The sequence below is a fragment of the Actinocorallia herbida genome, from assembly GCF_003751225.1.
In the GTDB taxonomy this organism is placed as follows: domain Bacteria; phylum Actinomycetota; class Actinomycetes; order Streptosporangiales; family Streptosporangiaceae; genus Actinocorallia; species Actinocorallia herbida.
The window spans coordinates 3,092,253-3,107,285 of record NZ_RJKE01000001.1 but is presented as its reverse complement, the minus strand read 5'-3'; the positions used below and the strand labels follow the sequence as shown (position 1 = coordinate 3,107,285).

The window sequence follows — 15,033 nt, the reverse complement described above, 5'->3', positions numbered from 1 at the left end:
GTTTAAGATCATCGAGTCGACATTATGAAATGTCGACTAATGCAATTATCGGCCTTCCTTCGATCCCGTTCCGCGGGATCACCAGAAAGGGAAACAGCGCAGATGATCCGGGGTTTCACCGGGCGGCTGATAAGAGCCGTCGTGGCCGTGTGCATGGGCGTTAGCGGGGCCGTCCTGGTCGGATCCGGGGCGGGGGCGGTGGTGACCTGGACGGAGAGCAGGTCCAGTGGACCGTCCACCTGGGAGTTGACCTGGTCGGATGAGTTCGCGGGAACGGCGGGGACGCTGCCGAACTCGAGTAAATGGCGATTTTATGAGGGCGGGGTGGGCAACAACGAGCTTGAGCGCTATGTGAAGTTGAACGACCCGGACAACGCCGCGCAGAAGCACGCCTCACTCGACGGCAACGGGCATCTGGTGATCACCGCGTACGAGAACACCGACCCGAACCTGCGCTGCCCGAACCAGGAGAGCGCGACGGTCTGCGCCGCGACCTCGGCCAGGCTCGACACCTATCAGAAGTTCTCGCAGCAGGCCGGCCGGTTCGAGGCGAACATCAAGGTTCCGGCGGGCAAGGGCCTGTGGCCGGCGTTCTGGGGCAAGGGCACCGGGACCCTGGTCAACGAGATGGACATCATGGAGCAGATCGGGAACGCGAACGGCGAGGCCGGCAAGGCGCACAGCGCCCTGCACGGCACCGACGACCTGCACCTGACGAGCACCTACACGCTGGCGAGCGGGAACTTCTCCGACGCCTACCACCTCTTCGCCGCCGACTGGTATCCCGACCACATCAACTACTCCATCGACGGTGTCTCCTACCACACCATCTACCGCGCGCAGGTGGAGTCGCTGGGCAAGCAGTGGCCTCTGGTCGAGGACTTCTATCTGATCCTCAACCTCGCCGTGGGCGGCGACTGGCCGGGCCCGCCGGACGAGACCACGCCCTTCCCCGCCCAGATGTACATCGACTACGTCCGGGTGTACCAGCAGACCGCGCCCAAGGTGAACGCCGTCGGCGCCATCACCAACCACAACGACAAGTGCGTCGACGTCGCCCAGAGCAACCCGCCGGACGGCACCGTCATCCAGCAGTACACCTGCAACGGCACCCAGCCCCAGACCTGGACGCTCGCCACCGACGGCACCATCCGCGCCTTCGGCTCCTGCCTGACCGTTCCCGCGACCGCCCCCGGCAGCAAGGCCGAGGCAAGGGCCTGCGTGCCCAACGACCTGACCCAGCAGTGGCGGGTCGAGATGGGCGCGCAGTCGGGCAGCGTCAAGATGGCCCAGCTCTACCACTCCGCCAGCGGCAAGTGCCTCCAGGTCCCCGCCACCGGCGCCCAGCTGGAGATCCAGCCATGCGGCCCCGCCCTCGGCCAGGCGTGGAGCGTGCCCGCGGGCCCGACCAACCACTGGAGGCTCACGGACGGCACGGGCACCACGGCCAAGGACTTCTCCCGTAACGCCAACCACGCCGCCTGCGCGTCCGGTGTGACCTGGACCCCGGACGCGGTCCGCGGCACCGTCGCGGAGTTCAGCGGCGCCCAGTCCTGCGCCACCGGCACCGGTCCGGTGGTCAACACCGGGCAGAGCTTCACCGTCTCGGCCCGGGTCAAGCTGCCCGGCGTGCCCCTCACCGGCAACAAGACCGCGGTCAGCCAGGACGGTGCCCAGCAGAGCGGCTTCTACCTCCAGTACAGCGGCAGCCTCAACGCCTGGGGCTTCAACCGGATGAGCGCCGACATCGCCAACCCCACCAACAACACGGGCACCTACGGCACGACCACGCCCACCGCCGCCTGGACCCACCTCACCGGCGTCTACAACGCCGCCGACACCACGCTCCGGCTCTACGTCAACGGCACCGCGGAAGGCACCCCCGTGGCCGTCGCGAACCCCTGGAGCGCCACGGGCCCGCTCGTCCTCGGCCGGGGGAAGTGGAACGGCAACCCCGCCGACTTCTTCCCCGGCCTCATCAGCGACGTCCAGGTCTGGAACCGCGCGCTCAACGCCCAAGAAGTCAAGTCGGTGGCCCTCTACCAGTGACCTTTGGCAACACCTGAACAGAGCGGGGCAGGCGAGGGTCTGTCCCGCTCTGCCGTTTCCGCCGCTCTCGTGGACCGCGCCGACGAACCGGGCCGTCCCGGCCGCTCCGGCAGAAATCGACCGGGAATGCGGAGTGACGTGGCATTTCTTCACCGCGCGGGCCGCTTTCTGCCCTACGGTGCCGTTCATGGGGAAGACGAAGGCGCGACTCCTCGCCAAATGGGCGGAGCGCGAAGCGGAGTACCAGCGGATGCTCGGCCTGGAGACGAGCGAAGACCGGCCCGTCGAGGAGGTCGTGACGGTCCGGGCGGCCGAGGTCGCCGAGGCGGTGGAGGCGGTCATCGAGGCGCCTCCGCCCAAGCCCGCGAGACGCACGCGCGAGCGCCGCCCCGCCCCGCAGCCGACCGACGTGAAGCCCTACCAGGTCGGCTGCCCACGGTGCGCCGCCCAGCCCGGCAACCCCTGCCGGACGGGCGCGGGCAAGCCCGTCCGCCCGCACACCGACCGGCTCCGCCAGGCCGCCGAGGCCGCCCGCACCGCTCCCGTGGACCAGGCCCCGCCCGCGGTCGAACCGGGTGCCTCCCCACTGTCCCACTTCTTCGAGACCGCCCGCGAGACGCCCGCCACCGGCGGCTGACCCGTCCCCGGCCGCCCACCCGACGCCGTCGGCGGGGCGGCCGGTCGGCACACGTCGGCCGGTGGCCGGGCGATCGGCCTTCGGCGGGACCGAACCGTCGGTGGGGTCGGGTACGGTCGGCGCATGAGCAAGATCGTGCCGTTCGCCGGAGGTGAGAAGGAGAGCCTGCACGCCAGTCTCGACCGCCACCGCGACGTCGTCCTGTGGAAGCTCGAAGGACTGACCGACGCGGACCTCCGCCGCCCGATGACCCCTTCCGGCACCAGCCTCCTGGGCCTGGTGAAGCATCTGGCGAGCGTCGAGTACTCCTGGTTCTGCGACACCTTCGCCCGCCCGTCCGAGCCACTGTGGTTCGACCCCGCCACCGAGGACATGGCGGCCGCCGAGTCCGAGACCGCCGCCGACCTCGTCGCCTTCTACACCCGTGCCCGCACGGCCGCCGACGCCACCATCGCCGCCCTCCCCCTCGACACGCTGGGCACCTCCTGGGACGGTCGCCGCGTCTCCCTCCGCTGGACCCTCATCCACATGATCGAGGAGACCGCCCGCCACACCGGCCACCTGGACATCCTCCGCGAACTCCTCGACGGCACCACGGGCGCCTACCCAGCCCCCTGACGTCCTCACCACCGGCTCCGGGCGTTCGCCGGTCCCTGGCGCACCGCCTTGGAAGGCCCCGCCGTCGCCGGAACCGCCACCATCGGAAGCGCTCAGGGCGCCGTCGGAGTCCTGATCGTCGGGGTTCCCGGCACCGGGTCCGCCGACGCCGGGTCCGTCCGCCCCGTCCTCAGCAGCGTCCCTGCCGGGATGCAGATCTCCGATACCGAGTCGCCCGTCTTCCGCATGGCCTGCTCGAAAGCGGAACCGACCGTCGCATGACGGCTCTTCGCCCAGGGGATTCCATCGCGCAGCGCCCCGCCCGCCGCTTCCGGAGTGGCCGGGCCGACGTCCGGCCGGTGCCAGGGCGCGACCGGCTAGAGGATCCGGTGGTGATCTGTCGGTTCTTGACTCGGCCGAGTCCGGGGGGATTCCCGGTGCGGGGCAGGTTCGATGCTGGGCTCGGAGGTGCGGTTCCGCCGCCCGGGTCGCCTGCGTCAGGGGAAAGGGGATCTCATGTCCACGGTCGTCGTCTTCGGCGTCACCGGTTATGCGGGCGGGCATATCGCTCGGGAGCTGCTGGATCGGGGGCACTCCGTCGTCGGGGTTGCGCGGAATGTCGGGAAGGTCGCTCCGCGGGAGGGCCTGACCGTCCGAGGCGGGTCGCTCTACGACCCCGCGTTCGTCGACGAGGTCGTGCGGGGCGCGGACGCCGTCGTCATCGCGGTTCACGCGCATCAGGGCGATGAGCCGGATCTGGTGGAGGCGGTGCCCGGCCTGCTGGACGCCGCGGCGAAGGCGGGCGCGCGGCTCGGCGTGGTGGGCGGAGCCGGGAGCCTGCTCGTCGCCGAGGGCGGGCCGCGCGTGCTCGACACCGGGTTCCCCGAGGAGTACCGGCCGGAGGCCGAGGCGCACGCGCGCGTGCTGGAGGCCCTGAAAGACGCCGACACGAAGGCCGACTGGTTCTACCTCAGCCCGGCCGGGTCCTTCGGCTCCTTCGACCCGGGTGAACGAACCGGTGCCTTCCGCCTCGGCACCGACGTCCTCATCACCGACGCCGCAGGCCGCTCCTTCATCTCCGGCGCCGACTACGCCATCGCCTTCGCCGACGAGCTCGACCATCCCGCCCACCACCGAACCCGCTTCACCGTCGCCTACTGACCCCGAGATACCGGCTTCGCGCACTCCCACCGGAGTCCGCCCCGCCCTCCGACCGACGCGGGACCTCCCACGAGATCCGTCGCCCTGCCCGGCAAGCGCTCGCACACCGACCGAGCGCGGCCTCGCGGCCGCGCAGGAGGATCCCAGGAGCGGCAGGCGGAAGCCACGGGTCCCGACCTTGAAGACCACGCCGCGTCACGCCCACCGTCGCAGAGGCGTGAACCGGCGGTCCACCACGGGGGACGAGCCGAGCGCGTGCACGAGACGGCCTGACGTCTCGGACGCACCGACCGTCCGGGCCGGCACGGACAGTCCGCCGCCAGGGACAGACCGCGCATACGCACGTGAGCCGGCCGGATCTCTCGAACGGGACCGACGGGCGGCCCCCGCCGGGCATACCCACACGAGTCGGGCGGACATCCCGGGACAGGCCGATGAGCCGGGCACGGGCCGACAACCCGCCGCCAGGGACGGGCCAGCCATGTGCACGCGAGTCGGGCGGGCATCCCGGACGGACCGACGGGCCGGGCCCGGACCGGCCGCCCCCCACCACGCGTACGCACACAGGTCGGGCTGACGTCCCAGACGGACCGACGGGCCGGGCCCGGACCGGCCGCCCCCCACCACGCGTACGCACACAGGTCGGGCTGACGTCGCGGGCGGGCCGACGGGGCGGGGTTGGGACGGCGGGTCCCGCCGATCGGGGGAGGCCCGATCGGCGGGGCGGGGTTGCAGGTCAGCCGAGGTGGCGGGCGAGGAAGCGGGAGGCGCTGTCCGCCTCGAAGGCGGGGACGGCGTCGTGGCCGCCGGGGTTGGCGTGCAGGGTCTTCTCGGGGGAGGACAGGGCGTCGAAGAGGGCCAGGGCCTCCGTGCGCGGGACCCGTTCGTCGTCCCACTGGAGCAGGAACCTCACCGGGACGGTGACCTTGGCGGCGGCCTCGGGCGAGGCCAGTGAGGTGCCGCTCAGACCGACGACCGCCGCGCGGATGCGCGGCTCGGCGGCGACGAGGGGGAGGCCGAGGGCACAGCCCAGCGACATGCCCCAGTAGCCGACGGGTCCCAGGTCGCCGAGCGCGTCGAGGACCGCGCACCAGTCCGGGACGATCTGCGCGGCCAGCAGCGTGTGGAACTCGGCCAGCACCGGAACGGGGTCTCCCCCGCCGGTCATCCGGGCCCGCAGTTCGGTGACGAGCCTGTCGTGGTCGGCGGTCCTGGGCCGGTCGCCGTGGGCCGGAGCGTCGATCGCCGCCGCGGCGAAGCCGAGCTCGGCGGCCAGCCGGAGCCCCCGGGCCGTGACGCCGGGAGCCTGCTTGTGCTGTCCGCCGCCGTGTCCGATGAGCACGAGGGCACGGGGTTCGGCGTCTTCCGGAGTCCACAGCACACCGGGGATCTCGCCGAGCGTGAAGGAGCGTTCGGTGACGCCGTCGGCCGACGTCTGCGAAGTGAAGCGCATGCGCTTTTCAAGCCTTTCGGGATGCCTTGTGCGGGCGCTCCCTAGGCGATGCGCGAGAGGGAGCCCCGACCTGTCACAGCGTTGATCGGTCTCACCTCCTCGAAGTCGGCGCAGTGCGGTGCACTGGCTTCGCGAAGCTACCACACTTCACCAGATCCCAGGATCAACCGGGTGCGGGTGGCGGCGAAAGAGCGGGGATCGGTCTGGTGGGCGGTGTGCCCCTGCCCGTCGAGGAGGGCCGTGGTGAGGCGGGAGCCGCCGGTGAGGGCCTGTTCCGCGGTGCGGGCGACGGCCGGGCTCCCGGTACCGATGAGGACCCCCGGCCGAGGAACGGCCGTGGCCGCGGCGGTCGGGCATGATGACGCGGAAGCGGTCCTGGAGCAGCGAGGCGACCGGGGCCATTCCAGACCGTCGCTCATCGTGCCCTGGACCATCACCAGGTCCGGACCGCTCCCGACCGTGAGGTACGCCAGCACCGTCCCATCCGGTCCGGTGACCTGGCCGCCCTCGATCGCACGCTCACCCCTTCGCGGTGGCCGGGCACGCCCTCCGCCGACCCGCACGACCGGCATGGCGCGCAGGAACACCAGTCCACGCCCCGGGTGCCGACGGGACGGGAAGTCCGGTAAGCGGGTCCCCAGGGGGAGGTCCGCCTCCACGAGGAAGCCGCCCCCCTCTCGGCGGCCGGTGCGGACGCTGCCGTTGACGGCGCACGCGCGCTCGCGCATCCCGATCAGGCCCCGGCCGGTGCCGCGTCCTGGGACGGCGCCGAGACAGGTGCCGGGACCCTCGTCCTCGATGCGGATGCGGAGGGTGTCGGGGCCGTAGTCCAGGCGCACCCATGCCGTGCGGGTGTCGGCGTGCTTGCGGACGTTGGTCAGCGCCTCCTGGACGATGCGGTAGCCCGAGACGTCCACGGCCGAGGGCAGCGCGACGACCGTGCCCTTGCGACGCACCCGGACGTCGAGGCCCGCGAGGGCGAAGGAGGCGGCCAGATCGTCGAGCCGGCCCAGGCCCGGGATCGGCTCCCGTGGGGCCTCGGCGCCGCCCAGCAGCCCCACGATCGCGCGAAGTTCCGTCAGCGCCTCCTTGGAATCGTGCTTCACGTGCGCGAGGGTCTCGGCGAGCCGGGCCGGCTCCGGCGCCCCGGCGCCGTTCACATGGAGCGCCACCCCCGCCTGCGCGTTGATCAGGGTCAGCCGATGCGCGATCACATCGTGCAGTTCCCCGGCGATGCGCATGCGCTCCTCGGCGACGAGCCGGTCCGCCTCCTCGCGGCGCTGCCGCTCGGCCCGCTCCGCCCGTTCCTCCAGCGCCGCCACATAGGCGCGCTGCGCCCGCACCCCCGCCCCCGCCGCGACCGCGAACCCGGTCGAGGTGACCAGCCCGACCGCGCCCAGCGGTGGCCCGCCGGCCTCCGCCATCAGCACCTGTATCCCCGCGAGGACCACGAGCACCACCCCCGTGATCAGCCCGAACCTGCTCCCCCTGGCCGCCGTCACCGTGTACAGCGCCACGAGCGCCGGCAGGATCTGGTGCGCCCCCGGCCCCTCCGCCCACCCGTGGACGGCCGCCAGCAGGGTCACCGTGACGAGCACCCCGACCGGCCACCGCCGCCGAGCCAGCAGGACCAGGCACGCCGAGAGCGCATAGGCCTGATCGGCCGGGCCCAACACCTGTGGCGACGCCGCGGGCCTGCCGAACCGCAGGATTCCCATGAGCAGGAAGAGCGTCACGAACGCCACCGCCGCGTCGACCGCCCGCGGGCACCGCCCCCACCACGCCTGACCACTCCTCACGACCGCCACCTCACTTTCCGCGACTCCTCGCAGATCACGTTATGCAGCCGGCCCCCCGATCCACGTCCCCCATCCGCGGTCATTCGCCCCCGCCGCCTACCGCGCCCGCGGTATCACCCGCGCGCTAAGAACAGCCCCCACCTTCGTGGGAGGCACCCACCCGGAACGGGTCTCCACACCATGCGCCCCCGCCCTCGCGTCACCCGACTCGCCGAAACCCGACGCCCTCGGCGTCCCACGGAGCATCGAACGAACCTGCGGAACGCCCTTGAGGCCAGGCGCACGCGACGCCCCGGCAGACCGCGGGCCCGCTCCCGGCGGGCATGGCCCAACACACCCAGCGACACGACGGGCATGGTCCAGCACACCCGGCGGCTCTCGACAGCCGTGGGGGACGCCCGACGGCCCGGCAGACCATGAGTCCAGCACGCCCACCGGCACGGCGGGCGTGGTCCAGCACACCCGACGGCCCGGCAGACCATGAGTCCAGCACGCCCACCGGCACGGCGGGCCGTGGGCCGGGACAGTGTCTCCGGCGCTGACGGAGCCGGGCCGGGAGGTCGGTTCCGTCGCGGTACTCACGACAGGCTCCGTTGAGGATCTCGTGGCGCCGGCCCCGGCAGGGGCTTGGGCCGCGAGCGGAGCTCGGCTCGAGCGCCCAGGGGCCGGGGGCGCCCGCGGCCGAGGTGTCGGTGCCGAGGGCAGGCAGCGCGAACGTGTCGTGGACGGCGGCGAAGTCGAACTCGCCGAGGCAGGCCGGGACGTTCTCGCGGGCGGGGAACCATGCCGCCGTGCTCCCACGCGGCGGACTCGCCCGCGAGGCCGCCTCAGCGCGGGGGGGCGCCCTCCCCACCTTGCCTGGGATTCATGGGTTCGTGTGATGCGCGGCGGCGCGTCGGCGCGGGATCGTTCGGGACATGGACAGGGGGCAGATGGCGCGGTGGGCGGGGGCGGTGGGAACGGACGGGAACCGCGTCCCGGCCGGCCCGTCCGCCGCGCTTCCGCGAGGGATCGGGGCGGACGGCGTGCGGGTGCGCACGGCGCTCCTGCGGATGGACGGGACGTTCGATCCGGGATCGCTGCGAGTCGACGGACGGGTGGAGCACTCGACCGCGGAGCTGTTCGCCCGCGCGGTGGCCGCCGTGGTCGAGGGCTCGGCCGGGAGCGTGCGGATAGACCTGGGGCGCGTCGACTTCATCGACCTCGCGGGGCTGCGGTCCCTCATCGCGGCCGCCCGTCGGCTGGCGGCCCGGGACTGCGGCCTGATCCTTCGCTCGGTGGCGCCGCATCTCATGGAGCTGATGAGGCTCGTGGGGTGGGAGGGCCTGCCCGGCCTGACGTTGGTGGCCCGGCACCCCGCCTGCGCCGGATGAACGGCGACACGGCCGCGGCACGAGGCCACGGACGAGGACGATCCGCGCCGGTCCGGCCCGGCTCGGCGGCTTCCGCCGCCCGTACCCCAGGTCGGTACCGCCCCTGCACGGCGCAGGAGACGGCCGCACCCTGGCCTCCCGGCTCGCGGCGCCGCCCCCGGCCCGGCCGGCCCCCCGGCGCGCGACCGGGCTCAGAACGTCCCGGTCACGCCTGAAGCGCCCACCAGAGAAGCGCGTGCCCTGACGCGCGACCGGGCTCGGAACGTCCCAGCGCTGAAGCGCCCGCACCGCACGGCCTTCCGACGATCAGGTGAGCCGGGTCAGGGCATGCGGTGGCCGGGCGCCCTTTGGCCAGGGGCCTGAGCGGACGGCCCGGGCGGTGCCGGGCGCGGAAGCGTCCGAGGGCGGGACTAGGGTTTTGAACGTGCCACGGACGCGGTTCCCCGCGGCCGGGAGTGGGGATCGGTCAGGCGTCCGGGCGACGCCGTCGTGCGAAGGGGTGCGAGATGGACGTCTACAGCCGCCGTCCCTGGCTCGGCCTCTACACGAGCCGCCCAGCCGACGCCGGGCCGGAGTTCGCCAACGCGCTGGAGATGTTCGCGGCGGCGGTGGGACGCGCGCCGGAGACCCCGATCCTCCGTTATTTCGACGGGGTCACCACGCTGCGCGAACTCGACGCGCTCTCGGACGCGTTCGCCTGCGGGCTGCTCGATTCCGGGGTGGCGCACGGCGATCGCGTCGCCCTCTATCTCCAGAATGTGCCCCAGTTCGTGGTCGCGCTGCTGGGCGTCTGGAAGGCCGGGGGGATCGTTGTCTCGGTGAACCCCATGTACAGACCACGCGAACTGGACGAGCTGCTGCGGGACAGCGGGGCGAAGGCCGTCGTCTGCCTGGAGGGGCTGTACGCCAACGTCCGGGCGGTCTTCGACGGGACGGTCTTCACCACCTCCGAACTGCGCCACCAGAGCCGGAACGACCCGCGCGCCTTCGCGGGTGTCGAACGCCTCGCCTGTCCGGACGCGCTCGACCTGGAAGAGGCGATCGCCCGGTACGCCGGGCGGCGGCCGCCGGAGGTGCGGCCCCGACCGGACGACGTCGCGGTGCTCACCTACACCTCCGGGACGACCGGGCCGCCGAAGGGCGCGTTGAACACGCACGGCAATATCGTCTTCACCGCCTCGGTCTACCGGGACTGGACGGAGACGGGTCCCGAGGACGTCATCCTCGGGGTCGCGCCGCTCTTCCACGTGACGGGGCTGATCGGCCACATCGGGCTCGCGCTCCTGGTCGGCTGCCCGCTGGTGCTCTTCCACCGGTTCGAGCCGTCGCTGGCCGTCGACACGGTCCGTGAGTCCGGCGCGACGTTCACGGTCGGCTCGATCACGGTGTTCCTGGCGCTCATGAACGCCCCGAACGCCGACCGCGCGGCGCTCGGCGGCCTGACCACGATCTACTCCGGCGGCGCGCCGATCCCGCCCGCCGTCGTCAAGGCCTTCGTGGAGAGGTTCGGCACCTACATCCACAACATCTACGGCCTGACCGAGACCACCTCGCCCGCGCTGGCCGTACCCCTGCGCTCCGCCGCCCCCGTCGACGAGGCCACCGGCGCGCTGTCGGTCGGCGTGCCGGTGTACGGCACCGTCGTGCGCGTGGTCGGCGACGACGGCGTGCCGCTGCCCGCCGGGGAGGTCGGCGAGATCGTCGTCGCCGGCCCGCAGGTGGTGCCCGGGTACTGGCGCAAGCCCGAGGCGACCGCCGGGACCTTCCGCGACGGCGGCCTGCACACCGGCGACGTCGGATACATGGACGCCGCGGGCTGGTTCTTCATCGTCGACCGCAAGAAGGACCAGATCAACGCGGGCGGATACAAGGTCTGGCCGCGCGAGGTCGAGGACGTCCTCTACGAGCACCCCGCCGTGCACGAGGCCGCCGTCGTCGGCGTCCCCGACCCCTACCGGGGTGAGACCGTGGCCGCCTTCGTCAGCCTCCGCCCCGGCCACCACGCGAACGAGCAGGACCTCATCGCCTTCTGCAAGCCCCGCCTCGCCGCCTACAAGTATCCGAGACGGGTGACCATCCTCCCCGACCTCCCCAAGACGGCCACCGGAAAGCTCCTCCGCCGTGAGCTCCGCACCCGCCCCGGGTCACCCTGAACCCTGTCCCGACGCCCGCCTCACCAGCCGGGTCCAACGGCGCCGGGACGGTCTCGTACCTGCTTCACCGGGCGCGGCGGGCCGAGACCATGCGCGCCCGTGCCCGCGACGGCGACCGCGGCCGGGTCAGAGCATGTACTGGTCGTGGCGGTTGTAGAAGGCGGTCCATTCGTCGGGGGTGAGCTCGGTGCCGTTGGTGATGATGTCGGCGAGGTCCTCGAAGTAGGCCTCGCGGGGGGCTCCGGGGGCGAAGAGGATGAGCATGGTGGCGGGGCCCTGGGCGTTGCGGAAGGCGTGGATGCCGCCGGGCGGGACGAACACGAACTCGCCCGGTGCGGCGTCGTGCCAGGTTTCGCCGTCGTAGATGCCGACGGTGCCGTCCAGGACATAGAACGCCTCGGAGATGGTCTTGTGGAAGTGGGCCGCGGGGCCCGGCGCGCCGTCGCTCATCTCCCACCGGTAGAGCCCGTACTGGCCGCCGGTGCTCGCGCCGGTCGCGAGGTAGTGCACGTCGGTCATGCCGAACATCGACAGGTCGGGCGCGGCGGTCGCGGCCCGGAGCACGGCGCTGACCTCGCCCTTGTCCGCCAGGTAGAGGGCGTCGGGATAGGACATCGTTCCTCCTCATCGGAGCCCGGGCCGGCTGCGTGCGGCCCGGGCTTTCACCCGTCTTGGATCATGATGTGCCCGGCGAGGTTCGCCCTTGTACCGGAATTCCGCGCTAAAGATCCGGGATGCCCATGTCGAGCGGAGGCGCGCCGATGCCGCCGTCGACTTCGAGGACCTTGCCGGTGAGGTAGGAGCCCGCGGGCGAGGCGAGGTAGAGGACCGCCGCGGCGATGTCCTCGGGGGCGGCGATCCGGCCGAGCGGGGTGCCGTCCTCCATCGCGATGCGGAGTTCGTCGCTGGCCATGACGATGTCGAGCGCGGAGGTGGCGACGGATCCGGCGGCGATCGCGTTGACCCGGATCTTCGGGGCCAGGTCGAGGGCGGCCAGCCGGGTGTAGTGGGCGAGCGCGGCCTTGGCGGTGCCGTAGGCGAGGTAGCCGCGCCCGGCGATCCGGCCGATGGCCGAGGAGATGTTGACGACGCCGCCCTGCGTCTCCAGCAGGTGCGGAACCGCGGCCTGGGTGAGAGCGTGCGCGGTCGCCACATTGAAGTGGAACGCGTTCTTGAGCGCCCGTCCGCTGGTGGCCGTGAACGCGTTCGGCATGGCCCCGCCGACATTGTTGACGACGATGTCGAGCCGGCCGAACTCCGCCACCGCGGCGTCGGCCAGCCCGGCGACGGCGTCCAGGTCGCTGAGGTCGGCCGGGACGACGAGCGCCCGTCTTCCCAAGGCCTCGATCTCCGCCGCCACCTTGCGCAGCTGCTCTTCGGTCCGGGCCGACAGGACGACGTCCGCGCCGGCCTGGGCGAGCCCGACCGCGCTCGCCGCCCCGATCCCCCGACCCGCCCCGGTCACCACCGCGACCTTGCCCGACACCGCAAACCGCTCAAGGATCATGCCCCCAACCTAGGCCAACCTAGAACACGTTTCAATTCCCGAATCGAGGAGCCGCCGAAAGCGCACGGCCCCGCACGTTCTCCGGCGCCGGCCCGCCACCCGCGTACCCGGCCGACCCCTCGGGCCTCGGTCAGCGGGGCAGGTGGAGGAGGCGCTGGGCGACGATGGTGCGCTGGATCTGCTGGGTGCCGCCGAAGAGGGACTGGGCGCGGGACCAGAAGTAGGCGTCGAGGACGGGATCCTCCTCGATCAGCGCGGCGGCGCCCCGGACGTTCATGATCACGTGGTTGAGGAGCTGATCTGCCTCGGTGAGCAGGAGCTTGTCGAGGGAGCCTTCGGGCCCGGGAAGTGAGCCGTCCAAGCGCGCGGAGAGGGTCCGCTGGACGTGCAGTTCCAGGGTCCGCAGAGCGACCCAGGCGCGCGCGACGGAGAGCCGCGCCGCCTCATCGGCCGCGACGGTTCCGGTGCGGATGTCCCGCTCCAGGAGGGTGAGCATGCGCCCGAGGCGGGCCACCCAGCCGATGTCGGCGGGGCCGCGCTCGTAGCCCAGGAGCCGCATCGCGATGGCCCACCCCTGGCCCGGCTCGCCCAGGACGTGCCCGGCCGGGACGCGGGCGCCGTCGAAGGCGACCTCGGCGAACTCCCTGGTGCCCGAGGCGGTGGTGATGGCCCGCCGCGTGACGCCCGGGGCGTCGAGGGGCACGAGCAGCATCGACAGGCCGTGGTGGCCCCGGCCGTCGGACCCGGTCCGGCACAGGAGCAGGCACCAGTCGGACCACATCGCCTCACTCGTCCAGATCTTCCGCCCGGTGACGACCCAGCCGGACCCGTCCGGGGCGAGCACGGCCCGGGTGCGCACCGAGGCGAGGTCGCTGCCCGCGTCGGGCTCGCTGAAGCCCTGGCACCAGCGTTCGGTGCAGGCGAGCATGCCGGGCAGGTGCCCGGTCCGCTGCGCCTCGGTGCCGAAGAGCCGCACGGCGTTGGTGAGGTGCCCGATGGCCGGGGGCGGAGGGTGCCCGCCCGCGCCCAGTTCGTCGTTGAGGATCGCCTCGTAGGTCGGGGGCAGGCCGCGGCCCCCGTAGCGGGAGGGGAAGGACAGGCCGACATATCCGGCACCGGCGAGGGCCCGGTGCCAGCCGTTCAGCGCGGCGGCCCGCTCGTCGGGGTCACGGGGCAGGTCGGCGGGCGCGTGGGCGGCGAGCCAGGAGCGTAGTTCGCCCCGGAAAGCGGCCTCCTGCGGGGTGTCGTGGAAGTCCATCAGCCCGTTCCGGAGGGGGCGAGCCGCCGAGCGGCGATGGCGGCGTACTGAGCGTTCTCGTCGCCGAGCAGCGCCCTCGACAGCAGGACGCGGCGCAGCCGCAGATGGCCGGGGTGCTCGCGGGTGAGCGCGATGCCGCCGAGCAGCTGCACCGCGGTCTCGGCGACTTCGAGTGCCGATTCCGCGCAGTAGGCCTTGGCCTGGCGGGCGGCGAGGAGCGCGTCATCGGGGGCGAGCCGGGTCGCGGCCCAGGCGGCGTGCCACATCGCGCCGCGCGATCCCTCGGTACGCGTCGCGGCGTGCGCGGCGAGGTGCTGGACCGCCTGGAAGGACCCGACGGGAACGCCGAACTGCTCTCGGCGCGCGACATGGGCGACCGCGTCGTCCAGGGCCCGGCGCATGGTGCCGAGGAGGTCGGCGGACAGGACGGCGAGGGCCGTGGCCTCGACGCGGATCAGATCCGCCGGGGCGAGCGGAGAGCCGAGTGGCACGCCGAGGTCGATCTCCGCCGCGTCGGCCGCGACCGGGCACAGGGTCCGGGTGAGGTCGGCGCCCCGCGTCGGCGGACCGAGGGCCACCGCGTGCAGGGCGCCGTCCGCGTCCGTCAGCAATCCCGCGCGGGCTCCCCTGGCGTCGACGGCGATGCCGTCCTCGCCGCGCAGGGCCGGGCCCGACAGGTCGGGCCGCAGCACCGGCGCGAGCCGCAGCCCGCCCTCGTTGACGGCCCGGAGCGCCGCGTCGGCGCCCGCGGCGGCGAGCGACGCGGTGCTCCATGAGGCGGCGAGGAAGGGCGCAGCCGACAAGGCCGCGGCGAACCTTTCAGCGACCAAGGCCGTCTCGACGACTCCCGCGTCGCCTCCGCCGACTGAGGCCGGCGTGTGCAGGCCGATCAGCCCGGTCGCGGACAGATCCGCCCAGCCCCGGGCGTCCCGGTCCGTCCAGGCGCCGGGATCGGCGACCTCGTGCCCGGCGAGGTCCACCGCGAACCGTGCGGCGACCTCGTCCAGCATCCGCTGCTCGGCGGTGAGCCGCGCGTCCATCGGTCC

At 73.0% G+C, this 15,033-nt stretch carries 12 protein-coding genes; 6 read left to right on the top strand and 6 right to left on the bottom strand.

Annotated features, from left to right (window positions below; genetic code table 11):
* Positions 1-153: 153 nt before the first annotated feature.
* The 4 genes from EDD29_RS14480 (at position 154) to EDD29_RS14460 (ending at position 4,444) form a co-directional block, all read left to right on the top strand.
* A complete protein-coding gene (locus EDD29_RS14480) occupies positions 154-2,049 on the top strand; it encodes a LamG-like jellyroll fold domain-containing protein (protein ID WP_170201402.1) in 1,896 nt (631 codons plus the stop codon).
* Between the two features lie 187 nt (positions 2,050-2,236).
* Positions 2,237-2,686 carry a zinc finger domain-containing protein gene (locus EDD29_RS14475; RefSeq protein WP_148085955.1) on the top strand — a complete coding sequence of 150 codons (450 nt, stop codon included), beginning with the start codon at positions 2,237-2,239 and terminating at the stop codon, positions 2,684-2,686.
* Between the two features lie 123 nt (positions 2,687-2,809).
* Positions 2,810-3,304, top strand: a complete 495-nt coding sequence (locus tag EDD29_RS14470; RefSeq protein WP_123664906.1) for a DinB family protein — start codon at positions 2,810-2,812, stop codon at positions 3,302-3,304.
* 495 nt (positions 3,305-3,799) lie between these two features.
* The gene (locus tag EDD29_RS14460) at positions 3,800-4,444 is read left to right on the top strand and encodes an NAD(P)-dependent oxidoreductase (RefSeq protein ID WP_123664904.1); all 645 of its coding nucleotides are present in this window, start codon (positions 3,800-3,802) and stop codon (positions 4,442-4,444) included.
* A gap of 736 nt (positions 4,445-5,180) precedes the next feature.
* Here EDD29_RS14460 and EDD29_RS14455 read toward each other — a convergent pair.
* Both EDD29_RS14455 and EDD29_RS14450 read right to left on the bottom strand, forming a co-directional pair.
* Complete coding sequence (locus EDD29_RS14455) at positions 5,181-5,897, bottom strand: dienelactone hydrolase family protein (RefSeq protein WP_123664903.1); 717 nt, start codon at positions 5,895-5,897, stop codon at positions 5,181-5,183.
* A 137-nt stretch (positions 5,898-6,034) separates the two neighbouring features.
* Positions 6,035-7,696 carry a sensor histidine kinase gene (locus EDD29_RS14450; protein ID WP_148085954.1) on the bottom strand — a complete coding sequence of 554 codons (1,662 nt, stop codon included), beginning with the start codon at positions 7,694-7,696 and terminating at the stop codon, positions 6,035-6,037.
* 917 nt (positions 7,697-8,613) lie between these two features.
* Between EDD29_RS14450 and EDD29_RS14445 the strand changes: the two genes are divergently transcribed.
* Complete coding sequence (locus tag EDD29_RS14445) at positions 8,614-9,069, top strand: STAS domain-containing protein (protein ID WP_123664901.1); 456 nt, start codon at positions 8,614-8,616, stop codon at positions 9,067-9,069.
* Between the two features lie 506 nt (positions 9,070-9,575).
* Positions 9,576-11,222, top strand: coding sequence for an AMP-binding protein (locus EDD29_RS14440; RefSeq protein ID WP_123664900.1), 1,647 nt, complete (start codon positions 9,576-9,578; stop codon positions 11,220-11,222).
* Between the two features lie 126 nt (positions 11,223-11,348).
* On the opposite strand, the gene EDD29_RS14435 is transcribed toward EDD29_RS14440, so the two are convergent.
* From EDD29_RS14435 to EDD29_RS14420, 4 genes are all read right to left on the bottom strand, one after another.
* Positions 11,349-11,837, bottom strand: coding sequence for a cupin domain-containing protein (locus EDD29_RS14435; RefSeq protein ID WP_123664899.1), 489 nt, complete (start codon positions 11,835-11,837; stop codon positions 11,349-11,351).
* Positions 11,838-11,943: 106 nt separating this feature from the next.
* Positions 11,944-12,729 carry an SDR family oxidoreductase gene (locus EDD29_RS14430; RefSeq protein ID WP_123664898.1) on the bottom strand — a complete coding sequence of 262 codons (786 nt, stop codon included), beginning with the start codon at positions 12,727-12,729 and terminating at the stop codon, positions 11,944-11,946.
* A gap of 130 nt (positions 12,730-12,859) precedes the next feature.
* Positions 12,860-13,987, bottom strand: coding sequence for an acyl-CoA dehydrogenase family protein (locus EDD29_RS14425; RefSeq protein ID WP_123664897.1), 1,128 nt, complete (start codon positions 13,985-13,987; stop codon positions 12,860-12,862).
* Positions 13,987-15,027, bottom strand: coding sequence for an acyl-CoA dehydrogenase family protein (locus EDD29_RS14420; protein WP_123664896.1), 1,041 nt, complete (start codon positions 15,025-15,027; stop codon positions 13,987-13,989). The genes EDD29_RS14425 and EDD29_RS14420 overlap by 1 nt, the downstream gene beginning before the upstream one ends.
* Between the last annotated feature and the right edge of the window lie 6 nt (positions 15,028-15,033).